This is a genomic window from Olleya sp. R77988, assembly GCF_044594215.1.
Taxonomy (GTDB): domain Bacteria; phylum Bacteroidota; class Bacteroidia; order Flavobacteriales; family Flavobacteriaceae; genus Olleya.
The window spans coordinates 1862153-1885574 of record NZ_CP138988.1 but is presented as its reverse complement, the minus strand read 5'-3'; the positions used below and the strand labels follow the sequence as shown (position 1 = coordinate 1885574).

At 31.2% G+C, this 23422-nt stretch carries 24 protein-coding genes and 2 tRNA genes; 11 read left to right on the top strand and 15 right to left on the bottom strand.

Going from position 1 to position 23422, the window contains the following annotated elements:
- Positions 1–74: 74 nt before the first annotated feature.
- A complete protein-coding gene (locus SJY17_RS08445) occupies positions 75–1019 on the bottom strand; it encodes a calcium/sodium antiporter (protein ID WP_397362125.1) in 945 nt (314 codons plus the stop codon).
- 149 nt (positions 1020–1168) lie between these two features.
- Complete coding sequence (locus SJY17_RS08440) at positions 1169–3133, bottom strand: endonuclease (protein ID WP_397362124.1); 1965 nt, start codon at positions 3131–3133, stop codon at positions 1169–1171.
- A 530-nt stretch (positions 3134–3663) separates the two neighbouring features.
- On the opposite strand from SJY17_RS08440, the gene SJY17_RS08435 reads away from it, so the two are divergent.
- On the top strand, positions 3664–3816 hold the full coding sequence (locus tag SJY17_RS08435; protein ID WP_397362123.1) for an SsrA-binding protein: 153 nt from the start codon (positions 3664–3666) through the stop codon (positions 3814–3816).
- Positions 3817–3880: 64 nt separating this feature from the next.
- A tRNA-Arg gene (locus SJY17_RS08430) sits at positions 3881–3954 on the top strand.
- 62 nt (positions 3955–4016) lie between these two features.
- On the opposite strand, the gene SJY17_RS08425 is transcribed toward SJY17_RS08430, so the two are convergent.
- The 7 genes from SJY17_RS08425 to SJY17_RS08395 form a co-directional block, all read right to left on the bottom strand.
- Complete coding sequence (locus tag SJY17_RS08425; protein ID WP_397362122.1) at positions 4017–4292, bottom strand: ATP-dependent Clp protease adaptor ClpS; 276 nt, start codon at positions 4290–4292, stop codon at positions 4017–4019.
- A 69-nt stretch (positions 4293–4361) separates the two neighbouring features.
- The gene (gene prmA / locus SJY17_RS08420) at positions 4362–5198 is read right to left on the bottom strand and encodes a 50S ribosomal protein L11 methyltransferase (protein WP_397362121.1); all 837 of its coding nucleotides are present in this window, start codon (positions 5196–5198) and stop codon (positions 4362–4364) included.
- 119 nt (positions 5199–5317) lie between these two features.
- On the bottom strand, positions 5318–6067 hold the full coding sequence (gene tpiA / locus SJY17_RS08415; protein ID WP_397362120.1) for a triose-phosphate isomerase: 750 nt from the start codon (positions 6065–6067) through the stop codon (positions 5318–5320).
- Positions 6067–6552: a TlpA family protein disulfide reductase gene (locus SJY17_RS08410; RefSeq protein ID WP_397362119.1), complete on the bottom strand. Its 486-nt coding sequence runs from the start codon at positions 6550–6552 to the stop codon at positions 6067–6069. The genes tpiA and SJY17_RS08410 overlap by 1 nt, the downstream gene beginning before the upstream one ends.
- A 37-nt stretch (positions 6553–6589) precedes the next feature.
- A complete protein-coding gene (locus tag SJY17_RS08405; RefSeq protein ID WP_397364868.1) occupies positions 6590–7666 on the bottom strand; it encodes an ABC transporter permease in 1077 nt (358 codons plus the stop codon).
- A gap of 90 nt (positions 7667–7756) precedes the next feature.
- Positions 7757–9061, bottom strand: coding sequence for a BT_3928 family protein (locus SJY17_RS08400; protein ID WP_397362118.1), 1305 nt, complete (start codon positions 9059–9061; stop codon positions 7757–7759).
- A 46-nt stretch (positions 9062–9107) separates the two neighbouring features.
- On the bottom strand, positions 9108–9647 hold the full coding sequence (locus SJY17_RS08395; RefSeq protein WP_397362117.1) for a DUF1599 domain-containing protein: 540 nt from the start codon (positions 9645–9647) through the stop codon (positions 9108–9110).
- 106 nt (positions 9648–9753) lie between these two features.
- Here SJY17_RS08395 and folP point away from each other — a divergent pair, with 106 nt between their 5' ends.
- The 4 genes from folP to SJY17_RS08375 are packed head-to-tail and all read left to right on the top strand — an operon-like array spanning position 9754 to position 12668.
- Complete coding sequence (gene folP / locus SJY17_RS08390) at positions 9754–10581, top strand: dihydropteroate synthase (RefSeq protein WP_397362116.1); 828 nt, start codon at positions 9754–9756, stop codon at positions 10579–10581.
- Positions 10571–11260: a hypothetical protein gene (locus SJY17_RS08385; protein ID WP_397362115.1), complete on the top strand. Its 690-nt coding sequence runs from the start codon at positions 10571–10573 to the stop codon at positions 11258–11260. Before folP ends, SJY17_RS08385 begins: the two co-directional genes overlap by 11 nt.
- A 36-nt stretch (positions 11261–11296) precedes the next feature.
- The gene (gene cdaA, locus SJY17_RS08380) at positions 11297–12082 is read left to right on the top strand and encodes a diadenylate cyclase CdaA (protein ID WP_397362114.1); all 786 of its coding nucleotides are present in this window, start codon (positions 11297–11299) and stop codon (positions 12080–12082) included.
- A gap of 16 nt (positions 12083–12098) precedes the next feature.
- A complete protein-coding gene (locus tag SJY17_RS08375) occupies positions 12099–12668 on the top strand; it encodes a hypothetical protein (protein WP_397362113.1) in 570 nt (189 codons plus the stop codon).
- 3 nt (positions 12669–12671) lie between these two features.
- Here SJY17_RS08375 and SJY17_RS08370 read toward each other — a convergent pair whose 3' ends face one another.
- Together SJY17_RS08370 and truA are read right to left on the bottom strand one after the other, a co-directional pair.
- The gene (locus SJY17_RS08370) at positions 12672–14444 is read right to left on the bottom strand and encodes an ABC transporter ATP-binding protein (protein WP_397362112.1); all 1773 of its coding nucleotides are present in this window, start codon (positions 14442–14444) and stop codon (positions 12672–12674) included.
- Between the two features lie 35 nt (positions 14445–14479).
- Complete coding sequence (gene truA, locus SJY17_RS08365; protein ID WP_397362111.1) at positions 14480–15229, bottom strand: tRNA pseudouridine(38-40) synthase TruA; 750 nt, start codon at positions 15227–15229, stop codon at positions 14480–14482.
- A 107-nt stretch (positions 15230–15336) separates the two neighbouring features.
- On the opposite strand from truA, the gene SJY17_RS08360 reads away from it, so the two are divergent.
- Positions 15337–15831: a metallophosphoesterase family protein gene (locus tag SJY17_RS08360; protein ID WP_397362110.1), complete on the top strand. Its 495-nt coding sequence runs from the start codon at positions 15337–15339 to the stop codon at positions 15829–15831.
- Positions 15832–15889: 58 nt separating this feature from the next.
- Here the strand turns inward: SJY17_RS08360 and SJY17_RS08355 are convergent, their stop codons facing one another.
- Positions 15890–16303: a DUF4293 domain-containing protein gene (locus SJY17_RS08355; protein WP_397362109.1), complete on the bottom strand. Its 414-nt coding sequence runs from the start codon at positions 16301–16303 to the stop codon at positions 15890–15892.
- Positions 16304–16508: 205 nt separating this feature from the next.
- Between SJY17_RS08355 and rho the strand changes: the two genes are divergently transcribed.
- The gene (gene rho, locus SJY17_RS08350; RefSeq protein ID WP_397362108.1) at positions 16509–18197 is read left to right on the top strand and encodes a transcription termination factor Rho; all 1689 of its coding nucleotides are present in this window, start codon (positions 16509–16511) and stop codon (positions 18195–18197) included.
- 269 nt (positions 18198–18466) lie between these two features.
- Here rho and rpsT read toward each other — a convergent pair whose 3' ends face one another.
- The 3 genes from rpsT to proS all read right to left on the bottom strand — a co-directional run bounded on the left by rpsT (position 18467) and on the right by proS (position 20448).
- A complete protein-coding gene (gene rpsT, locus SJY17_RS08345) occupies positions 18467–18718 on the bottom strand; it encodes a 30S ribosomal protein S20 (protein WP_397362107.1) in 252 nt (83 codons plus the stop codon).
- Positions 18719–18748: 30 nt separating this feature from the next.
- A tRNA-Glu gene (locus tag SJY17_RS08340) sits at positions 18749–18820 on the bottom strand.
- 149 nt (positions 18821–18969) lie between these two features.
- Positions 18970–20448: a proline--tRNA ligase gene (gene proS, locus SJY17_RS08335; RefSeq protein WP_397362106.1), complete on the bottom strand. Its 1479-nt coding sequence runs from the start codon at positions 20446–20448 to the stop codon at positions 18970–18972.
- Between the two features lie 101 nt (positions 20449–20549).
- Here proS and SJY17_RS08330 point away from each other — a divergent pair, with 101 nt between their 5' ends.
- From SJY17_RS08330 to SJY17_RS08320, 3 genes are all read left to right on the top strand, one after another.
- Entirely contained in the window at positions 20550–21509 is a 960-nt protein-coding gene (locus SJY17_RS08330) for a hypothetical protein (RefSeq protein WP_397362105.1), read from the top strand.
- A gap of 22 nt (positions 21510–21531) precedes the next feature.
- On the top strand, positions 21532–23052 hold the full coding sequence (locus tag SJY17_RS08325; protein WP_397362104.1) for an OmpP1/FadL family transporter: 1521 nt from the start codon (positions 21532–21534) through the stop codon (positions 23050–23052).
- Positions 23053–23160: 108 nt separating this feature from the next.
- On the top strand, positions 23161–23361 hold the full coding sequence (locus SJY17_RS08320) for a dodecin family protein (RefSeq protein WP_397362103.1): 201 nt from the start codon (positions 23161–23163) through the stop codon (positions 23359–23361).
- Positions 23362–23422: the final 61 nt, after the last annotated feature.

The window sequence follows — 23422 nt, the reverse complement described above, 5'->3', positions numbered from 1 at the left end:
TTACTAGACTAGTTAAATCCAAAAAAAACGCTTTCTAATAATTAGAAAGCGTTTTTTTATGACATTTTTTTAGATTAGCCTTTAAATACTAAAAAGATAAATATTCCATAAAGTAAAACTAAGCCAAAACCTTTCATTTTTCCTATTTGATTTTTTTTAGGCAACAACCCTAAAATAACTATAGATGCTGCAAAAATCAACATCCAGAAAATATCCCTTGACAAGATTAAAGGCTCTGTTACCGGAATTACTTTAATCATTGATGTTAAACCCAAAACAGATCCAATATTAAAAATATTAGACCCAATTAAATTACCTAAAGAAATTGCTTTCTCTTTTTTTGCTGCTGCAATTACAGAAGCTGCTAATTCTGGCACACTTGTCCCTATTGCTATCATAGTTACACCTATTACTGCTTCACTTACACCTAAACTTGTGGCTATTTCAGTTGCTCCTTTTACCAACCATTCACTTCCAAAATATAAAGCAGACGCACCAATTAACAACCAGATTGCAATCTTAAAATTAGACACAATAGCTAAAGCATCATCAACCTCTTCAAGATCATCACTTGATGGTTTTTGACTTTTAATAATATAAACAATAAAAACAATTAAACCAGCAAATAATATAGCTCCTTCCACAGCAACTAACTGATTATCATTCCATAAAAAATAATACAAAGCACCAGAAAACAACATCATTACTGGCCAGGTCAATCTATAAAAAGATTTATCGATTACAATTGCTCCAACTATAGCTGTAATACCCAAAACCAATCCAATATTAGCAATATTAGAACCCACTACATTGTTAATTGCTATTGCAGGTGATCCATTAAATGCTGCTTGCAGACTAACCAATAACTCTGGCGCAGAAGTAGCAAAAGACACAACTGTTAAACCAATTACTATTTTAGATATATTAAGTTTAAAAGATAAAGCTACAGACGATCGTACTAAAAATTCTCCTCCAACTACTAAAAGCACAAATCCTAAGATTAAAAAAGCTACACTCATAAATTATTTTTTTTTTGCGAAGATACATTTAGAAATCCTAAATATGAATTTGGACTTCTTTTTTTTAAACAGTATAAATTGAAAACCAAATTATTTACAAAACAAAAAAACCTTCGATTGAAGGTCTTTTTGTTTTGTAAAGATTTATATTATTCAATAATAATCTTTTTTATTAAACTTTCGCCTTCTGATTCTATTTTAACTAGATATAAACCACTTGCTAATTTTAAATCTACATAACTATTATTAGCAATGATTTTGTTTAAAACCTCTTGACCTTCAGAAGAAAAAACAGAAACATTATAATTTTGTTTGATTCCAGAAACATACAATTTATCGGTTGCTGGGTTTGGATATACTTTTATAGCTTGAGCACTAAACTCTGATGCACTTAAGAACTGATTCCATTGCATTCCAACTTGATTTCCCCAAATATATTCTACTAAATCGGGTTGGTCAATAAAAGGGTTTCGGTTAAATTGCCATTCATAAACCACATTATTTCTATTCATTTCAAAATCGTCTGGAGGGTCATTTCTGTGCCAATCTAAAATAGTTGCTAAATCTCCCATTTGCCCACTAACGCTTGGAAAACCATTTTCTATACTCAATCCATTATATCTAATTTGCATATACAATACACTTCTTGCAACATCTCCTTTAAAACTTCCTGCTGTTCCTGTTGGTCCATTATATTGTCCATAATGCTGATTACCTCTAGAACTATTTTCTGGTCCATCTGCAGCTCTTAAAGCATGTGCATCACTATTACCATGTCTTAATGAATCTGCTGTTGTATTCCAATACACATCTTTACCATCTCTTATATCATCTAAATCAATACTACTATAACCAGCAAGAGATCTTGGAAAAGTATGCTCTCTATTCCAGGTTCCAAAATTATTTGAAGTAGTTTGATAATCTAATTTAGCACGTCCTTGCTCTGTATATACCAACCATACTTGATTACTGTTTTCAGGATTTTGGTCTGCTTCTTCTAAAACATCTATAATATCAGAATAAGTTTGCCCTCTAACAACACCTTCTTCAGCAATAATGTCTTGTAAAGCTTGTTCTAAAGCAGCTCCAGACTGAAGATCTAAACCATCATAATATCCTGATGGTTGCGTACTTGCAACAACGCCAAATGTTGGATTTAAAGGTGTTCCAAAAGGTGCAACAACAAAATCGTTATCGACTACTCTAATTTCAATATTATTATTCAATCTTAAATATTCTGTAGGTAACATTGGTATTACAACTTTTAAAACCTCATCTCCTTCATCTAAAGCATCATCTATAATAGTTATTGTTGTAGTTACTGTATTTTGACCGTTTGGTATTACTACAGTTGTGCTTCCAGAAAAATCTGAAGCATTAAAACCTCCATTATTTAAACTATAATTAATAGTTAAATCTGATGTTACATTTTGTTCTGCAGTAAACGTTATGTCAAAATTACCATCTTCATCAACTTGAGTTAATGATACTGAAGTTAAGATACCATTTAAAACAATTCCACTACCATCATTTAAAGCTCTAGGTGTTGGAACTGTAGATGTATAGGCAATACCACCAGAACCATCATCAAACCGTTGGATAGAATTAGTATTATTACCAGAACCTTCATTTATCTGTTCTGTCACTCCTAATAAAGCCATTAAAGCTGTATCGTTAGAATCACTAGTATCATAACATAAAGCATCCACTAAATTAGTTTGTGTTGCCAAAGTCCCTTCAGGAAAATCCGTATCATCTCCTAAATAAATAGCTACAGCATCTGCACCATTCTGAATTAAATTTGGAGCTATTATTAATTGTGGAAACGGACTTACTGTAGTGCTACCAATAAGCAATAAACCATTAACGTCTGTAGTATACCCATCTAAATCTATAACAAAATAACTTGAATCTGCTCCATTAGTCGAACCGTTAAAAAACACTAGTACATAACCATCAAGTGGGAAATTTGGTGTAATTGACAACAACTCTACAAACTCTTTATCATCTATACTTGGTGTATCACAATCCAGCTCGTTTATTACTACAGTTTGCGAAACACTTACAGAAACATATAAAAAGGTGATAAATAAGAGTAATGTTTTAATTTTCATGCTATTAGTTTTTTGCAAATATACAACTATAAAACAGTCTTGTTTTATTCCTGTTTTAATTAATTTTAAAGATTTAAAAATAATGAAACTATACATTTTTATGCTTTTTTTAATAAAAACTCCCTTGGTTTTCAAAAAAGCTACAAAAAACGCCCTACAATTGTGTCAATTAAAAACACAATAACCTATTAAGACTTACAATTTAAAACCTTATTAAAGATTAAACTTTAAATATTAAAACCATTAACATTTATTTACTTATATAAGTAAAGTCAATTGTATTGATTTATAAGTTTTTATTTGGTGGATAATATTCAAAAAATATATCTTCCATAAACAATCCTGTAAAATGGATGTTTTATTAACCCTTAAAACTTTTAAATTATGCTAACACTTGCCAAACTAATAATCGATGTTTTAACCTCGATTATACTTTAAACAAAAAATGTAAAACTTAGTCTAGAATAAGTTTTACTATTTTTAAAATAAAAAGCGATATTTGGCTAATCATAAATTTAAAATAAAAGGGTATGAAAAAAAGTGTTTTCAAGTTTTTATCAAAACTGAATAAACTTGTTTTACCAAGCTACACAAAGCAAAGATTAGATCTAAGCAAAGCCACTAAACTACAGATGGCTATTTTTGGCTGGAAATTATTTGTAACAAAAAATGCACTAGATTAATTTTAATTGCCATAAAACTTTGATGTTTATATAAAAAAGAAATATATTTGCACCCACAAAAAAAGGCCTCGTGGCGCAACTGAATAGCGCACTTGATTACGGCTCAAGAGGTTACTGGTTTGAATCCAGTCGAGGTCACAAAAAAAGCAAGCTAAATTAGCTTGCTTTTTTATTTTATAAAATGTGTATTTGTATGTGTTTTAAATGATCTCAGCACTTAGTCCTGCTTCTAAAAGCATAGTACATCTTGGTTCTAGCTCTTTATAAGCTCCTGTTTTTACTGTACATTGTCCTTTATAGTGTACTAAAATTGTGCATTGCTCTGCTTGTTCTGGTGTATGATCGCATGCATAAATAAGTGTGTCTATAACATGATCAAACGTATTGACATCATCATTATAAACCACAATTTCATTATTTGGCTTTTCTAACGTGTCAACTTGATGTTGTTCTTGAATTTTTTCTTTTGTACTCATTTCTTTTCCTTTATACATTCCCAAATGGGAAAATTAATAGGATTTTAATTAATTATTTTTACTAAAATATTAATTTTCAAATTGTAATGCAACCCAATTGTTACGTTTTAACGTATTTTTTAACGTCAAATCATGTGTATTACACTCTTTTTCTATTAATGGTATGTCTTCTTGATAAAAACCGCTTAAAAACAAACTTCCGTCTGTATTTAAACATTTAGCATACGTACCAATATCGTTTAGCAAAATATTGCGATTAATATTTGCAATTATTGTATCGTATTTTTTGCCTTCTAATAGTGATGCTTCTCCTTCATAAACAGAAATATGCTTACAGTTATTACGCTCTGCATTTTCTACACTATTTAAATAACACCAATTATCTATATCTATTGCGTCTATTGGTTTTGCGCCTTTCATTTCTGCAAGAATAGCCAATACTGCTGTACCACAACCCATGTCTAAAACAGATTTACCTTCAAAATTATTTTGTAAGATATGCTGTATCATCATGTGTGTGGTTTCATGATGCCCTGTTCCAAAACTCATTTTTGGTTCTATTACAATTTCATATTGTGTATCAAACTTATCATGGAATGGTGCACGTACTGCACATGCATTATCTACTACTATTGGGTTAAAGTTTTTCTCCCACTCTTCATTCCAATTGGTTTGCTTTATTTGATCAAAGGTGTAAGTAATTTTAAATTCGGTTGAATTTAAAATCTGGATATTGCTTAAGATATCTTCTTTCCATTCTTCTTTTTGGATATAAGCGGTTACACCTTCTTCGGTTTCGACAAAGCTTTCAAATCCTGCGTATCCTAATTCTGCTATTAAAATTTCGGTTGCTGGTTGTAATGGCTCTGCTTTAAAATAATAGCCTAAGTATATATTGTCTGACATTTTTGTTGTCTTTGTTGTTTGCTGATAGGTGCGTTAGCGATTGAGGTATTGTTGGAGCTCCTCGCAGAGAGCGACTACCGAAAGCGCGACCCTTGTGGTAACGCCCAATTTTTTGTTTTTTAAAAGGCGTTTACTATTGCGTAAAAGTCTTCGGCTTTTAGTGCTGCTCCTCCAATTAATCCTCCATCTACGTCTGGTTTAGAGAAAATTTCTTTAGCATTTGCTGGTTTTACACTTCCTCCATAAAGGATGGACATGTTGTCCGCAACTTGGTTACCGTATTTATCGTTTAAGGTTTTACGGATAAATTTGTGCATGTCTTGCGCTTGTTCTGGACTTGCTGTTTCGCCTGTTCCGATTGCCCAAACTGGCTCGTATGCTAATACGATGTTTTTAAATGCTGATGCGTCTAAATGAAATAACGCGTTTTTAATTTGCGCTTCTACTATAGCTTCTTCATTTCCAGATTTACGGTCTGCTAATTCTTCTCCAAAACAGAAAATAACACGTAAATTATTTGCTAATGCTGTATCTACTTTTTGAGCTAAAATAGCATCGTCTTCGTTAAAATATGCACGACGTTCTGAGTGTCCTAAAATAACGGTTTGGATACCTACACTTTTTAACATAGATGCGCTTACCTCTCCTGTGTAAGCTCCATTTGATGCAAAATGCATGTTTTGTGCCACCACTTCTATACTGTCTTGTCTTGTGGCTTCAAATGCGTGCCAAAGATTTGTAAACGAAGGAGCAATCATTACTTCTGCATTAGAGGTTTTTATTTGCTTATTTAAATCTGAAATTAACGCTTCTGTTTGCGATAAGTCATTATTCATTTTCCAGTTTCCTGCTACTATGTTTTTTCTCATTATAATGCGTTTTTTATTTTTTTATCGTTTACTTTTATAGCTTTAAATACTGTTATGTTTTGGTCTTTATCAACTACCATATATCTTGGTATCCAATCTAAATTTACAAATGTTGCAAAGTCGCCTTTCCAACCTGATTGCATAAAATAATTTTGACCTTTAACCTTATATTTTTCTATTCCTTTTTTCCAGCTTTCTTGGCTTTTATCTAAAGATAAAAACAAGAAAACTACTTCTTTATTTTTTAACTGAAGTGCTTGCACTTTTGGCATTCCTTTTATACAATCGCTACACCAAGATGCCCAAATATCTATTACTATAGTTTTTCCTTTATGCTGATCTAAAATAGACTGAAAAGTTACCGAAGTACCATCCAAATCTATAAACGTATCATTTAATGCTGTTTCTGTAAATTGGGTTGGTTCTTGTGCGCTACAGTTTAAAAAAAAGAGACTTGCGAAGAATAGGAATATGTTTTTTTTCATTTTTGTTTAATAAGATTCCTGCTTATGCAGCAATACGTTACTCTAATTTTACTTTTGGATCTAACCAAGTGTAAATTATATCTACAAAAATATTAATAATAATGAAGAGTATTGCTATAATTAACACAGAACCCATAATTACTGGTAAATCTAATGTGTTTAAGGCGTTTACTATTTCTTTTCCTAATCCATTCCATCCAAAAATATACTCGACAAAGACAGCTCCTGCAAGCATACTTGCAAACCAACCTGATATTGCTGTAACTACTGGATTTAAAGCGTTTTTTATGGCGTGTTTTTTTATAATCTGAAGTTCTGACAAGCCTTTTGCTCTGGCTGTTCTAATATAATCTTGGTTAAATACTTCTAGTAAGGAGTTTCGCATCAATTGTATTACTACTGCTAAAGGTCTAATTCCTAAAACAATTGCAGGAAGGATTAAGTTTTTCCATTTGATGTGCATTTTTTCTCCAAAGTCATCCAACTCGTAAAGGCTTCCTGTCATTTCTAGATTAGTGTATTTATGTAGTACAAATCCAAATAGCCATGCAAATAAAATAGCACTAAAAAAAGAAGGTACACTCATACCTAAAGTGCTTAAAATCTGAATAGTTTTATCTATAATTGTATCTTTTTTTAATGCAGAAACCACACCTAGTATTACACCTAAAAATATAGCTATAAGAATTGCCGACACTGCTAACACAAATGTATTAGGCAAGGTCTCTGACAAGACCTGACTAACTTTTTTACCTTGTTTAGTAAAGGATTCTCGCAAATAAGGGAACTTTAAAACAGTTGTTGTATTACCTATTGAAAATAGTTGCTTTGCGGAATATTTATTCTGACTTAAATAGGTATAGTCTCCTTCTGTTTTAGAATGAAATGAAAGTGGTGATAAATCGTTTAAATAGTACAAATATTGCGTAGCGATTGGCTTATCAAAACCATATTTTTTTTTAACGATTGCTAACTGCTGACTATCTTCGTTTTGACCTAACATCATTTGTGCTGGATCTCCTGGAAGGACACTAAACAAAAAGAATATAACAGTGACTACTCCAAATAATGTGAGTAATGCGTAACCGGTTTTATTTAGAAAGTATGTTAGCAGTTGAGTTGTTTATTTGGTTTTTGTTTATTTGTTAATCGTTCTGCTTCTCGATACATTTTGCTCATACTTCGCAAAACGTTTAGACAGAGGTTATTCTTTTAACTTTATTTTAATAACACTTGTATAATTCTTTTCTCTATCAATATTTAACGAGTCTAATTGTGCTTTCCCTTTAAATACATCCATTCTTTCTATAGAATCAGGATTTAAAACTTCTACACTTTCTTTTGTCGCTATTACATCATTTATAAAATAAGCAATAATCTCTTCTACTTTTTTTGGTTCTGGTCTTTCTACCTTTGGTAAGTCAATATCATCAACATCATTCCAATGTGCTTTTTGGATAACAGTTCCTTTTTCAAGTTTTAAAATTCCTGGATTACTTCTTACAACTGTTTTTGCAGCTTTTTCATCACATAAATAAAAATCAAAATTTAAACCATAGGTTTTTTTAGCAACAGCAATTGCATCGTCACCAGATGCAGATAAACCAATGACTGTATAACCTTGTTTTATAGCTTTATCTGTTATTGTTTTTATGGCACTCATCCCTTCTGCTTCGGCATGTTCTAAATTATAAGCTACAACCATTATTAAATGGTCTTCTGTTAAAAATTTATCTGTAAAGTCTTCTTCAGTAGATTCTATTGAAAAATCATAAATTTTAGGTTTATAACCTTCAGAGATAGTTTTGGTTTCTACTTTAATATATTTTCCTGTAGATTCTGGATAAGACCCACTAGTTACATACGTTTTTTCTGTTCCGTTTTCATTAAACGTCCAAGTATACTCTATAACTGGTTGCGCAGCGTCTTCTGGATAAATCATATTTTGTTTAATATTATCTCCAACTTTATAAGCTCTAAAGTCCCAAGTTGGTAAATGCATTAATACATGATATCCAAACCACAAACTACCTACAAATCCAAGTAATGCTAATATTATTGTTGGCAATTTTCCAAAAATAGGTTTGATATATTTTAATCCAAAAACCAGAATTAAAATTAACACAGTTAAAACTACATCTTTTATAAAGGTTTCAAAAGGTTCTAATTTTAAGAAATCTCCAAAACATCCACAGTCTTTAACTTTTTCAAAATACCATGCATAAAATGTTAAAAACGTGAAGAACAAAATCATTGCTAAGAGGCTCCAAACCGTAAATTTAGGCTTGTAACCAATTAGTAAAAACACACCTAAAACAACTTCTAAAACAACTACAAATACTGCAATTCCTAAAGCATAAGGCTCTAAAAAAGGAATATTTAAAACATCAGAACTAAAATATTCTTGTAGTTTATAAGAAAACCCTAAAGGATCATTAAGTTTAACCAATCCAGAAAGAATAAATAATCCTCCAACTAATACTCTTGATATGTGTACTATGTATTTCATAATTCTTGTCATTTCTGCAAAAGCAGAAATCTATTTTTAGTTTATATTACTCTTGTGCTAGATGAATTAAAGCAAAAATGGCGTAATTAATCATGTCCTGATAATTAGCATCAATCCCTTCGCTAACAATAGTTTTTCCAGAGTTATCTTCTATTTGCTTTACTCTAAGTAATTTTTGTAAAATCAAATCTGTAAGGCTACTTACGCGCATATCTCTCCAAGCTTCACCATAATCATGGTTTTTGTCTTGCATTAATTGCTTGGTAGTTTTAACCTCTTTATCATAAAGCTTTATAGCTTGATCAACATCTAAATCTGGTTGCTCTACAACACCTTTTTTTAACTGTATTAAAGCCATAATACAATAGTTGATGATGCCAATAAACTCGCTTTGTTCGCCTTCATCAACTTTACGCACATCGTTTTGTTGCAATCCTCTAATACGTTGCGCTTTAATAAAAATTTGATCTGTTAAAGATGGTAAACGTAAAATTCGCCATGCACTTCCATAATCTGTCATTTTATTAATAAACAGGTCGCGACAGGTTTTTATTATAGCATCGTATTGTTTTGAAGTATCTTGCATAAATTGACTGAATTTTGTGTAAATTTCGCATAAAATAATTAAAAGTTCAAGGTTTAGGGTTTAAAGTTTTAACAACCTTATCCAAACACCTTTTATAAGTGTACAAATGACAATAAATTGTAAAGGCAACCTTATAGATTTAAGTACTCCTAAAACCATGGGTATTTTAAACGTTACACCAGATTCTTTTTTTGATGGTGGACGTTATAAAGATGAAGTTTCTATTTTAAATCAAGTCAATACGATGCTTAAAGAAGGAGCAACGTTTATAGATGTTGGTGCTTACAGCTCCAGACCAAATGCGCCTTTTGTTAGCGAAGATGAAGAATTACAACGATTATTACCTATTGTTAAATTATTAGTCAAAAAATTTCCAAACATCATTTTATCCATTGACACTTTTAGAAGCAAAGTTGCTAAACAAAGTATTGAAGCTGGAGCTGCTTTGATTAATGATATTTCAGCTGGATTTTTAGACAAAAGCATGCTGCAAACTATTGCTAATTTACAAGTCCCATTTATTATGATGCATATGCGTGGGACACCAGAAACTATGCAAACCCTTACCAATTACGACGATTTATTAAAAGATATTAATTTTTATTTTTCTGATCGTATTGCAAAAGCAAGACACTTAGGTATAATTGATTTAATTTTAGATCCTGGTTTTGGTTTTGCAAAAACTTTAGAACAAAATTTTGAATTACTAAACCAATTTGAACTACTTAATATTGCAGATTTACCTTTATTGGCTGGTGTGTCAAGAAAATCCATGATTTACAAAACACTAAACACCACTGCAACCGAAGCACTTAACGGAACCACAGCTTTACATATGATTGCTTTACAAAAAGGCGCAAAGATATTACGTGTGCACGATGTAAAAGAAGCTAACCAATGTATCACACTATATAACCAATTACATGCAAAATAGATTATTAATTATTGCTATAACACTTTTGTTTTTTTCCTGCGGAAAAGAAAAAATTATTCAATTACCAGAAATACAAAATGCAAAAATTACAGAGATTTTAGACGTGTCTCCTGCTTATATTTTTTATGACGAAACCAAACAAGATAGTGTCGAGTTAAACCGAAAAAACTTAATTATATCTACAAACTGGTTAGTAAACGTGGACAAGCGTTTGACTTTAGAGCAAGCCTTACCAAAAATTAAATTTTTACAAGACAAAAAACGCAATGCTTCCTTACATAAAAACGAAAGAGCGCGTAACTACTATACTTGTAACGACACTAGTATTAAAAATTTAGGGTTTTTGGATTTTACTGATGTTTTTTATCACAAAGGATCGTACTCTGATTATAGCAGAAAAACTTCAACAATTGATACAATTCCAAAAGCATATTTAAACATCGTCAATAGTAATAAAATTGAAATTTTTAAAGACACTTCTTTTTCTAATCGTGTTATAGCAAACAAAAAAAATCTTATTAAACAAATTATAAATACTCAATCTCTTGATTTAAAAGAAAAATTTATTTTATCATTTAACAAAGAATTGACTTTTCAAGATTATATAACAATAAAGTCAAAATTATCAGATATAAAATTAGAATCAATTTCATTTAGCGATAACGAATTCATTTATTAACCCAATTTTACTAAATTTACAAAAACCACTTTTTACTTGGAGATATTTAAAGACATTTTAAATTTTAGCTGGATAGACATTATAGATGTTGTATTGGTAGCACTACTACTCTATTATGTTTATAAACTTGTAAAAGGGACTGTTGCTATTAACATTTTTATTGGTATTGTAGTTATTTACTTTATCTATCTAACTGTTGAAGCCTTACAAATGGTACTACTAACCAAAATTTTAGGTGGTTTTATTAGTGTTGGTTTTATTGCTTTAATTATAGTATTCCAGCAAGAAGTTAGGAAGTTTTTACTAATGGTTGGATCTACAAATTTTGCAAGTAGACGCAAGTTTTTAAGCCAGTTAAAGTTTTTAAAAATTGAAGCTGGTACATCCACAGATATCGATACTATAATTGCTGCATGCACCAAAATGAGTAGCAGTAAAACTGGAGCTTTAATTGTTTTAGAACGTAATAATAATTTAGACTTTTTAGCCAACTCTGGTGACGAAATGAATATAAAAGTCACACAACCTATTTTAGAAAGTATCTTCTTTAAAAACAGCCCATTACACGATGGAGCCATTATTATACAAGACAATATTGTAAAAGCAACACGTGTTATTTTACCAGTAAATAACGAAAAAAACTTACCACAACGCTTTGGTTTACGTCATCGTGCAGCAGTAGGTGTTACAGAGCGTACAGATGCTATTGCAATTGCTGTTAGTGAAGAAACTGGACAGATTTCTTGTTTTAGAAATGGCGAATTCCTTGCGTTTAAAGACACTACAGAATTAGCTGAAATTTTGAAAAAGGATTTGGATTAAATAGTATTAAATCATTATGAATAGAGATATTTTAAATCAAGGTTCCTGCACAGAAGATTGGGAGAAAATGAAACTATCTCTAAAAAGTCGTTTTTGCTCCACTTGTAAAATAGATTTAGCTGATTTAACAGAAAAAACAATCGAGAATATTGCTATGAATCATTATGGTAAACAGAAATGTGTTGCCTTAACAAATGATCAAATTGATTTTTTTATAAACTATAAAAAAATTAAAACCATTGCTTTAGCATCAAGCTTATTTATTGGAACTACTTTTTTTATCTTATCCTATGGGCAAACAGTTTTAAAACATTCTGATTCATGTCTTGTAAAAGGTACAGCGTTTAACAATGACAAGAAGGTTCAAGCAAATCGTCCTATTTATATTTACATAAAAGAAAGTGATACTCTTTATGAAACTAAGACAAATGAAAATGGTGAATTTGTTATAAATCTTCCAAAAAACTGTGAGATTAAATATAGTAATATAAAAAAACTTATCTCTAAAAAAACAAGAACCAAAACAACTATAAACCTAAGAAAAGTTAAACTAAAAGCATTCAGAAGAAATCCAGGCTATTTTTAACAACTAAGCCACTTTATCAGCCTGTAAAAACTGTACTTCGTACAAGTTTTTATAATACCCATTTTCTTTTTTAAGTAATTCTGCATGTGTACCTTGCTCCACTATTTTTCCAGCATCCATAACAATTATATTATCTGCTTTTTGGATGGTTGCCAATCTGTGTGCAATGACTATAGAGGTACGTCCTTTTGTAATTTTATCTGTTGCATTTTGTATTAATTGCTCAGAATAAGAGTCTACAGACGACGTTGCTTCATCTAACACTAAAATACTTGGATTAGTAACATAAGCACGTAAAAACGATATTAATTGACGTTGTCCAGAGGATAACATTACACCACGTTCTTTTACATTATAATGATAACCGTTTGGAAGACTCATTATAAAATCATGGATTCCAATATCCTTTGCAGCTTGTATAACTTTAGCTTCAGTAATATCAGAATTATTAAGTGCTATGTTATTTAAAATAGTATCCGCAAACAAAAATACATCTTGTAACACTACAGCAATCTGCTGCCTTAAAGCGTCTAATTTAAAGTCTTTAATATTAGTATTGTCAACTGCTATTGTTCCGGAATTGATTTCGTAAAAACGGTTTAATAAATTAATAACCGTACTTTTCCCTGCTCCAGTTGCTCCAACTATTGCAACAGTATCTCCTGCGTTAACATTAAAACTAATCCCTTTTAAAACTTTTTCGTCTTCGACATAACTAAAGTGGACATTTTTAAAAGCAATGTTTCCTTTAAAATTATCTGGAACAAGACTACCTGAATTATCAATATGTGACGTTGTATCTAATATTTTAAACACTCTGTTTGAGGCAATCATACCCATTTGTAGCGTGTTAAACTTATCTGCTATTTGACGTAATGGTCTAAATAACATTGGTATCATGGTAATAAACATAAATAAAGCTCCAGGTGTAACACTACTACCTTCTACTAACACATTTAATCCTCCATACCATACTATAAGCCCTGAAGTTAACGATCCTAAAAACTCGGCAATTGGAAAAAATATCGAGTTATACCAAACCGTTTTTAACCAAGCCTTTTTGTGACGATCATTTATTGCTTTAAAGTTTTTATACTCTGTGTCTTCACGTGTAAACAATTGCAAAATCTTCATTCCTGTAACGCGTTCTTGCACAAAAGAATTTAAATTAGATACTTCATTACGTACATCTTCAAAAGCACGTTTCATGTAACGTTGAAATATTTTTGTTGCAAATAACACTATAGGTAATGTTACAAATACAATTAAACTTAGCTGCCAATTATAGTACAACATGGTTCCAGAAATAACAACCATTACCAATAAGTCCCTAATAATAGTAAACAAACCATTTCCAAAAATAGAAGAGATACGCTCCATATCTGTTACTGCTCTAGTAATTAAAACACCAACAGAAGAGGTGTTAAAATATTTCATTTTAAAACTAAGAATATGATCAAAAAGTTTAACGCGTATATCCTTTACCATTTTTAATCCCAACCAAGAAGAATAAAAAATAAAAATTAACTGAAACACGACTTGCGCAATCAGCAAAGCAATCATTAAAAAAATAAGATTGACAAAACCACTATAATCGTTTTTTACTAGATGCTCGTCTATTATTTCTCTAAGTAATAAAGGTGTAGCAATACTTAATGCACCTAAAATTAATACAGAAATAATCAAACCATAAAATACAATCCTGTAAGGCTTTGTGTATTTAAACAAGCGTTTAAATAATCCTATATCAAATATGTTTTCTTTGGTCTTTGTCATGTTTACTTTCCGCTAAAGCGAAAATATTTAAATTATTATTCTACTAATTTTATATCCTCTGGATAAGCGACTTCTTTTAAATACAAAGCATGTGCAGGAACAGAAAAACCAGCTTCACTCCTGTTTTTAGAAGCAATTATTTTATGTAAATCTTCAATATCTATTTTACCAACTCCAACATTTATTAGTGTCCCAACAATTGCTCGTACCATATTTCGTAAAAAACGATCTGCTTTAATTGTAAAGTGCAACTCGTCTTCCACTAATTGCCATTCTGCTTTCATTATCACACAATTATACGTTTTTACATCTGTATTTGTTTTTGAAAAGCATTGAAAATCTTTATAGTCAAATAAAATTTTTGTGGCTTCTTGCATTTTTTTAACATCTAAAGCTTGCTTAACATAAAAAGCATTATTAAAATTAAAAGGGTTTTTCTGTAATGAAATTCTATATAAATACGCTCTGCTTAACGCATGGAATCTTGCATGTATATCTGCTTTGACTTTAAATATACTATTAACAGCAACATCATTAGGCAAAAAGGAGTTTAACTTAAATTTAAGTTGTTTGTTTTCAAAAATTAAATCAGTATCAAAATGTGCAAACAATTGTTTTGCATGCACACCAGCATCTGTACGACCTGCTCCCATTATAGCTATGGTTTCGCCTAAAATAGTAGACAAAGCTTTTTCTACAACTTCTTGTACAGAAATTGCATTGGGCTGATTTTGCCAACCATGATAATTAGTTCCGTTATAAGATAGTTCTATAAAATAGCGCAATAAAGATGTATTTTTACATTAAAAAAAAACAAAGATAATTTATTTGTCAGTCTTGCCTAGCTTGAAAATTACTATAATTATCTTAAAAAGACTTTAATTTTTTATAGATGAAAAAAATATTGCTCCTTTCGGACACACATAGTTATATTGATGATACTATATTAAAACACGTCAAACAAGCTGACGAAGTATGGCATGCTGGAGATATAGGAGATTTAAATGTAACTGACCAAATAAAAAAATTAAAACCATTACGTGCTGTTTGGGGAAACATTGATAATGACAAAGCACGTCTAGAATTTCCAGAACACAACCGTTTTACTATTGAAGGTATTGATGTTTGGATTACACATATTGGTGGTTATCCAAATAGATACAATATTAGAGTTAGAGATGAAATAAAGCAAAACCCTCCAAAACTTTTTATTTGCGGACACTCACACATATTAAAAGTCATGCCTGACAAAAAATTAGGATTATTACATATGAATCCTGGAGCAATTGGCATACATGGATTTCATAAAGTAAGAACAATGTTACGTTTTACTGTTGACAAAGGTAAAATTGACAATCTGGAAGTGATTGAATTTGATAGAAAATAAAAAAACCGAAGCTTTTGCTTCGGTTTTTTTTCGCACTAATACTACTAAGATGTTAGGTTTAACGTAAACGATCTACAGATTTGACAAGATCTTCATCCTTTTTAATGGCTTTATTGGCTAATGCCAAGAAAACGATAGAAATAATAGGAAGAAAAATCGCAACACCTTTCTCAGAAACATCATTTGCTTCTCCAGATGCATTTAGTATTCGATACACGAAAAATCCTAGTAAAATTAAGTTTAATATCATATTAAGTCGTCCCAAAACAAATTGAGATTTCCTGTTTTTAAAATTAAATATTGAAACCAATGCTAATAACGCAGATCCCAAAAACAAACCAAAAACAACTAAATCGTCTTTTGCAAAAACAATAGTTTCATTAACTGTCGTCCATAAATTAAAGACAAAAATCAATCCGCCAGAAATTATAGCAACAATTAATAAGTATATAGTTTGAATACGTTGTAACATGTAAAAGTTTCAAAGTTTGAATGACAAAAATATAGTTTCTTTTATAAATATTGAATAAAAAATTGAAATAAAAGTTGTATAATTGCAGTAACGCAATGCAACACTCACACTAGCAGAACGTTAATTCTTCAGAAGTATACCTTATTTTCTTCAAGAAATAAAAAACTCAAAAAAAACTCATCACACATAAGTCAATTCAACATCAATGTTTGAAATCTCACAATTAAAAGAAATGAAGCTACCTGAATTACAGGATATAGCTAAAAAATTGAGCGTGTCTAAATTCCGTTCATTAAAAAAATTAGATTTAGTATACCAAATACTAGACAAACAAGCAGCAGACCCAAAAGCTGTTTTAGAAGTAAAAAAAGAGGAAACTCCTGCAAAAGCAGCTCCTAAAAAAGCAAAAAGAGCACGAGTAACTAAACCTGCACAACAAAAAAATAGCCCAAATCAGCCTAAATTAGATTTAAAACCTGAGCCAGAGACTAAAATCGTTACAGAACAAGTTCCTGTTAAAACTCTGGAAAAGGCTCCTACAGAAACACCAATAGCAAAGACACCTCCTGTAAAAAAAGAGCCTAAAAAACCGGTTCATAATCATCAAAAAAATAAACAGGGTAACGATAATAAAGACGATCGTCAAAACGATAATAAACAACAAAATCGTCCAAAACATAACAATCAAAAAAACCAAAAGCATAACAATCAAAAAAACGGTAATCAACATAACGGAAACAAAGACAACCGTAATCGTTACAGAGAACCAGATTTTGAGTTTGATGCTATTATAGAAAGTGAAGGTGTATTAGATGTCATGCAAGATGGCTATGGCTTTTTAAGATCATCAGACTATAACTACCTATCCTCTCCAGATGATATTTATGTGTCACAATCTCAAATTAGATTATTTGGATTAAAAGTTGGAGATACAGTTCTTGGACATGTAAGACCTCCAAAAGAAGGCGAAAAATATTTTCCGTTAATTAAAGTCAGTAAAATTAATGGGCAAAACCCAAATGTGGTTAGAGATCGTGTTGCTTTTGAGCATTTAACACCTTTATTTCCACAAGAAAAATTTAATATTGCCGAAAAACAAGCAACCATTTCTACACGTATAATGGATTTATTTGCCCCTATTGGTAAAGGACAGCGTGGGATGATAGTGTCGCAACCTAAAACAGGTAAGACAATGCTATTAAAAGATGTTGCAAATGCTATTGCTGCTAATCATCCGGAAGTATATCAAATGATTTTATTAATTGATGAACGTCCTGAAGAAGTTACAGATATGCAACGTAATGTACGTGGAGAAGTAATTGCATCTACCTTTGACAAAGAAGCACATGAACATGTGAAAATTGCTAACATCGTTTTAGAAAAAGCAAAACGTTTAGTAGAATGTGGTCATGACGTTGTTATATTATTAGATTCTATAACCCGTTTAGCAAGAGCATACAACTCTGTACAACCAGCATCAGGAAAAATATTGTCTGGAGGTGTAGATGCAAATGCATTACACAAACCAAAACGTTTCTTTGGAGCTGCTCGTAATATTGAAAATGGAGGATCACTAACTATTATTGCTACAGCATTAACAGAAACAGGGTCTAAAATGGACGAAGTTATCTTTGAAGAATTTAAAGGAACTGGAAACATGGAATTACAATTAGATCGTAAAATATCTAATCGTCGTATTTTCCCAGCAATCGATTTAACATCATCAAGTACACGTCGTGACGATATATTATTAGACGCAACAACCATACAACGTATGTGGGTTATGCGTAAATACCTTGCAGATATGAACCCTGTAGAAGCAATGGAATTTATAAATGACAGGTTTAAACAAACCAGAAACAACGAAGAGTTTTTAATCTCTATGAATGGTTAAAATAACCCTAAACTAGTTTTAACAACATATAAAAATAATTAAGCCTTGATATTTTCAAGGCTTTTTTTATTGCTTAAAGCAAAGCAATGCTCAACAAAAGCTATCCGTTACAATTGTAAAACAATCATGATTTCTTCACATATAAAATGGATAAATAATCGCTTTTGTACTTACCAAAGGACAATTTTTAACCATGATTAATAAAGTTTAAGACAAAAAAAAGCGCTTCATAATAATGAAGCGCTATATTTTTTAAAACTAAAAGCTAATTATAAAGCAGCTACGTGCTTAGCTAAACTAGACTTTAAGTTAGAAGCTTTGTTAGAATGAATAACATTTTTCTTAGCTAGTTTATCTAACATAGATACTACAGAAGGAAATAAAGCCTCAGCTTCTTTCTTATCTTCTAACTCACGCAATTTCTTAATTGCATTACGAGTAGTCTTGTGTTGATACTTGTTAGTTAAACGCTTAGCTTCGTTACTTCTAATTCTTTTTAACGCTGACTTATGATTTGCCATTTTGTTTTTTTTCTTTTAATTAAAAAATTGTAGCCCGTAGGGGAATCGAACCCCTCTTACATGGATGAAAACCATGCGTCCTAGCCGATAGACGAACGGGCCATTTTGCTATTGAGAGCGCAAATATAAATTATAATTTTTAAACTTGCAATCTTTTTTAAATAACCTACAATGTTTCCATTGCGGATGCAAAAATACAACTATTTTTAAATGTCGCAACAACTAATTAAAAAAAATTAAAAAAAAATTAATTAATACGCTTTTGCAAACAGGACACGTCGCTCTGAAGGCTCTCCAGTAAAGACACAAACACCTTTTTCAATCTTACCCTCTAAAGGCAAGCATCTAATGGTTGCTTTAGTTATTTCTTTAATTTTATCTTCAGTTTCTGTTGTACCATCCCAATGCGCAGATATAAATCCGCCTTTAGTTTCTAACACTTGCTTAAACTCATCAAAAGTTTCTACTTCTGTAATATGCTCGTTTCTAAAGTTTAAGGCTTTTGTAAATAAAGATTCTTGTATTTCTGTCATTAAACCTTCAACTTTATCTACTAATCCATCTAATGAAACAATCTCTTTAGTTAAAGTATCACGTCTTGCAAGCTCTACGGTACCATTTTCTAAATCTCTAGCTCCTATAGCAATTCTTAAAGGTACGCCTTGTAATTCGTGCTGAGCAAATTTTGCTCCTGGTCTATAAGTATCTCTATTATCAAACTTAACAGAAACATTCTTATTTCTTAAATCTTTCATTATACCATTTACAACCTCTGTAATGGCTTCTAATTGCTCTTCATTTTTATAAATCGGAACGATAACTACTTGATTTGGCGCTAAATTTGGAGGTAACACTAACCCTTTATCATCACTATGAGTCATAATAAGCGCTCCCATTAATCGTGTAGAAACTCCCCAAGACGTTGCCCAAACATAATCTTGCTTTCCTTCTTTTGAAGTATACTTTACATCAAATGCTTTGGCAAAATTTTGTCCTAAAAAATGAGAGGTACCAGCTTGTAATGCCTTTCCGTCTTGCATTAATGCTTCGATACAATACGTATCATCTGCTCCAGCAAAACGCTCGCTTTCAGTTTTTAAACCTTGTATTACAGGAATAGCCATAAAATTTTCTACAAACGTAGCATAGACGTTATTCATCAACTCAGCTTCTGCAATAGCTTCTTTTTTGGTAGAATGAGCAGTATGCCCTTCTTGCCATAAAAACTCTGCTGTACGTAAAAAAAGACGTGTACGCATCTCCCAACGCACCACATTAGCCCATTGGTTAATCAATAAAGGTAAATCTCTATAAGATTGGATCCACCCCTTAAAAGTACTCCATATAATAGCTTCACTAGTTGGGCGCACTACTAACTCCTCTTCCAGCTTAGCTTTAGGATCTACTCTTAATTTTCCAGGATTGTCTGGATCATTCTGTAATCTATAATGTGTAACAACTGCGCACTCTTTAGCAAACCCTTCTGCGTTTTTTTCTTCAGCTTCAAATAAGCTTTTAGGTACAAATAAGGGAAAATAAGCATTCTGATGTCCTGTTTCTTTAAACATTCTATCTAATTCTGCTTGCATTTTTTCCCAAATAGCATATCCATAAGGCTTAATTACCATACAACCTCTTACAGCAGAATTCTCTGCTAAATCAGCCTCTACAACCAATTCATTATACCATTTGGAATAATTTTCAGCTCTACTTGTTAGTTTTTTACTCATATTCAGTATTTTGGCACAAAAATTGTGATTATGTTAAATATTAAAATAGTTGGACAAAACTAACTATTTTTGTAATGTTCAACAATTAAAAACAACACGTTATGAAATTAATTAACTACTTATCTAACAAAATACCTGCTTTTATGGTTCTTTTAGCTGCTTTGGCTTTAAGTTCATGTGGATCTTATCAATATGTTGGACAAACCAGTGATGGAATTTATGAAACACCTACGGAAAATGCAGAACAAAGAACTGTAGTAATTCAAGAAGAAAACAATAACGATTACTACACAAATTATTTTAAAGAAAAAGCACAAGACGCTGAAGCATATACTGAAACAGATGATGTTTTTACAGATATTGATTCTTACCAAGGGACTTATGATGATTCTTTAGAAGATTCAAGTCAAAACGGAAGTTGGGGAGCTACTAACGAAAACATTGTCATTAATGTTTACGATAACGGTTTTAACAACTATGGTTGGGGTTGGAATAATTTTTGGGGAAGACCTTATGGATGGAATACTTGGGGTTGGAATAGACCTTGGGGCTTTAATCGTTGGGGCTGGAATGCTGGATGGGGTTGGAACAATCCTTGGGGCTGGAACGCTGGATGGGGTTATGGGTTTAATAATTTTTGGGGGAACCCATATTGGGGAAGCCCTTATTGGGGTAATGGATACGCATATAATAATGGGTATTACAGAAGAGGTATTGCTTATAATACAGGAAGAAGAGGATCTTTATTAAACAGAAACTCTAGATTAAACACAAGAAACTCTAGTTTAAGGCCTAGAACAAATTCTACATCTAGACCAAGAACTAATAGTACAACAAGACCTAGAACAAATACTTCAAGACCTAGAACAAATACATCTACACCGAGAAGTAATAATTCAAGACCAAGAACAAGTACATCTAGACCAAGATCAAGTACGTCAACGCCTAGAAGTAACACTTCAAGACCAAGAACAAGTTCTCCATCAAGTACTTCAACTAGAAGTAGTTCTTCTTCAAGAGGCAGTTCTTCATCTAGTAGTTCAAGAAGAGGAAGAGGTTAGAATTAAAAAATAAAAAAAGTTTATGAAAAAAATAATTATGCTAGTCATAGGTGTGTTATCTATGTCTATAAGTCAAGCTCAAGATATTAATGATGCATTAAGATACTCTAGTGGAGAAATTAAAGGTTCTGCACGCTTTCAAGCAATGAGTGGTGCATTTGGTGCACTAGGAGGAGATATTAGTGCTATTAGTGCAAATCCAGCAGGATCTGCAGTATTTACAAGTAGTTATGCTTCAATCTCTTTAGGAAATCAAAATAATGATAATAACACTAGTTATTTTAGTGGAAATCGTAATACTTCAAATTCAACTATAGATTTAAGTCAAGGTGGAGGTGTATTTGTTTTTAAAAACAACAATACTGATTCTCCTTGGAGAAAGTTTACTTTAGGAATTGCATTTGATAATACTAAAAATTATGAAAATGATTGGAGAGCTAATGGTACAGGGAATGTTAGTGTTGGTCAATATTTTCTAGCTAATGCTCAAGGATTAAGACTTGATGAGATTTCAGCTTTTACAGGAGAGTCTACTACAGATGCTTATTCTGCAATTGGAAGTGCTTATGGTTATCAAAACCAGCAAGCTTTTTTAGGGTATGATTCTTATATTTTAGAACCTAACACATTTGATGATGATAACACAGCTTATACAAGTAATATAGCTGGTAATTCTTTTAAACAAAATTATAATTATGTTGCAAATGGTTACAATGGAAAAATAAGTTTTAATGCTGGAGCACAATATAATGACAATATTTACTTAGGTTTAAATCTTAATTCTCACTTTTTAAATTATGAGCGTTACACAAGTTTCTATGAGACTAACACAAACTCTGCTTCTTTAGTACAAGAGGTTTTATTTGATAATACTTTAATTTCAAATGGTTCTGGTTTTTCTTTTCAACTAGGAGGAATTTTCAAATTAACTAATGAACTAAGAGCTGGATTAACTTATGATTCTCCAACATGGATGACTATAGAAGAAGAAACTACACAGTATCTTGAAACCTTAGTTATTGATGACGTAAATGGTGATTTTTATCAAATTGTTGATCCAAACATTATAAACATCTTTCCTAGTTACAGAATACAAACTCCTAGTAAAATTACAGGAAGTTTAGCATATGTTTTTGGAAAACAAGGATTAATTAGTTTTGACTATTCTAGAAAAGATTATAGTAAAACAAAATTTAAACCTACGTCAGATTCTTATTTTGATTCTCAAAACTCAATAATGGAAAATACTTTAACAGCTGCTTCTACCTACAAAATTGGTGCAGAATATAAAGTTAACCAATTTAGCTTTAGAGGAGGATATAGACTTGAAGAAAGCCCATATGCAGATGGTAAAACAATTGGAGATTTAACTGGTTACTCTTTAGGTTTAGGATACAATTTTGGTAACACAAATTTAGATTTAGCTTTTAGCAACTCCAAACAAGACAGAAATAATCAGCTTTTTAATGCAGGTTTAACAGATACTGTTGCATTAGAAAATAGCAACTCAAATATTACATTAACTTTAGGTTTTAAATTATAAAAAACTTTTAGTCAACTTATTAATTAAACCTGAACTTTACGTTTAGGTTTTTTTATAAATTATTATATCGTAATTTTAAAGAAGAAACAATAATTAAAAACCAATATTATGGCAGTATTAAAAGTAATTGAAGTATTATCTAACTCGGATAAAAGTTGGGAAGATGCAACTAAAAAAGCAGTAAAACACGCGTCTAAAAGCGTTAAAAATATCAGATCTGTATACGTACAAGATCAAAGTGCTAGTGTAACTGATGGTGAGGTTACAGATTTTAGAGTAAACTTAAAGATTACTTTTGAGGTGAAGTAAACCTCATTAATCTTTATTTTATTAATACAAAAAGCCTGAACATTTTAGTGTTCAGGCTTTT

What these genes read in the sequence shown, in the direction of transcription:
- SJY17_RS08355 (WP_397362109.1), bottom strand. Translation starts at nt 16,303, where the DNA reads ATGTTACAACGTATTCAAACTATATACTTATTAATTGTTGCTATAATT.
- SJY17_RS08330 (WP_397362105.1), top strand. Translation starts at nt 20,550, where the DNA reads ATGAAATTAATTAACTACTTATCTAACAAAATACCTGCTTTTATGGTT.
- SJY17_RS08395 (WP_397362117.1), bottom strand. Translation starts at nt 9,647, where the DNA reads ATGCAAGATACTTCAAAACAATACGATGCTATAATAAAAACCTGTCGC.
- folP (WP_397362116.1), top strand. Translation starts at nt 9,754, where the DNA reads ATGACAATAAATTGTAAAGGCAACCTTATAGATTTAAGTACTCCTAAA.
- SJY17_RS08440 (WP_397362124.1), bottom strand. Translation starts at nt 3,133, where the DNA reads ATGAAAATTAAAACATTACTCTTATTTATCACCTTTTTATATGTTTCT.
- prmA (WP_397362121.1), bottom strand. Translation starts at nt 5,198, where the DNA reads ATGTCAGACAATATATACTTAGGCTATTATTTTAAAGCAGAGCCATTA.
- SJY17_RS08375 (WP_397362113.1), top strand. Translation starts at nt 12,099, where the DNA reads ATGAATAGAGATATTTTAAATCAAGGTTCCTGCACAGAAGATTGGGAG.
- SJY17_RS08410 (WP_397362119.1), bottom strand. Translation starts at nt 6,552, where the DNA reads ATGAAAAAAAACATATTCCTATTCTTCGCAAGTCTCTTTTTTTTAAAC.
- SJY17_RS08320 (WP_397362103.1), top strand. Translation starts at nt 23,161, where the DNA reads ATGGCAGTATTAAAAGTAATTGAAGTATTATCTAACTCGGATAAAAGT.
- rpsT (WP_397362107.1), bottom strand. Translation starts at nt 18,718, where the DNA reads ATGGCAAATCATAAGTCAGCGTTAAAAAGAATTAGAAGTAACGAAGCT.
- SJY17_RS08370 (WP_397362112.1), bottom strand. Translation starts at nt 14,444, where the DNA reads ATGACAAAGACCAAAGAAAACATATTTGATATAGGATTATTTAAACGC.
- rho (WP_397362108.1), top strand. Translation starts at nt 16,509, where the DNA reads ATGTTTGAAATCTCACAATTAAAAGAAATGAAGCTACCTGAATTACAG.
- SJY17_RS08385 (WP_397362115.1), top strand. Translation starts at nt 10,571, where the DNA reads ATGCAAAATAGATTATTAATTATTGCTATAACACTTTTGTTTTTTTCC.
- SJY17_RS08400 (WP_397362118.1), bottom strand. Translation starts at nt 9,061, where the DNA reads ATGAAATACATAGTACACATATCAAGAGTATTAGTTGGAGGATTATTT.
- proS (WP_397362106.1), bottom strand. Translation starts at nt 20,448, where the DNA reads ATGAGTAAAAAACTAACAAGTAGAGCTGAAAATTATTCCAAATGGTAT.
- SJY17_RS08425 (WP_397362122.1), bottom strand. Translation starts at nt 4,292, where the DNA reads ATGAGTACAAAAGAAAAAATTCAAGAACAACATCAAGTTGACACGTTA.
- tpiA (WP_397362120.1), bottom strand. Translation starts at nt 6,067, where the DNA reads ATGAGAAAAAACATAGTAGCAGGAAACTGGAAAATGAATAATGACTTA.
- SJY17_RS08445 (WP_397362125.1), bottom strand. Translation starts at nt 1,019, where the DNA reads ATGAGTGTAGCTTTTTTAATCTTAGGATTTGTGCTTTTAGTAGTTGGA.
- SJY17_RS08325 (WP_397362104.1), top strand. Translation starts at nt 21,532, where the DNA reads ATGAAAAAAATAATTATGCTAGTCATAGGTGTGTTATCTATGTCTATA.
- SJY17_RS08360 (WP_397362110.1), top strand. Translation starts at nt 15,337, where the DNA reads ATGAAAAAAATATTGCTCCTTTCGGACACACATAGTTATATTGATGAT.
- SJY17_RS08435 (WP_397362123.1), top strand. Translation starts at nt 3,664, where the DNA reads ATGAAAAAAAGTGTTTTCAAGTTTTTATCAAAACTGAATAAACTTGTT.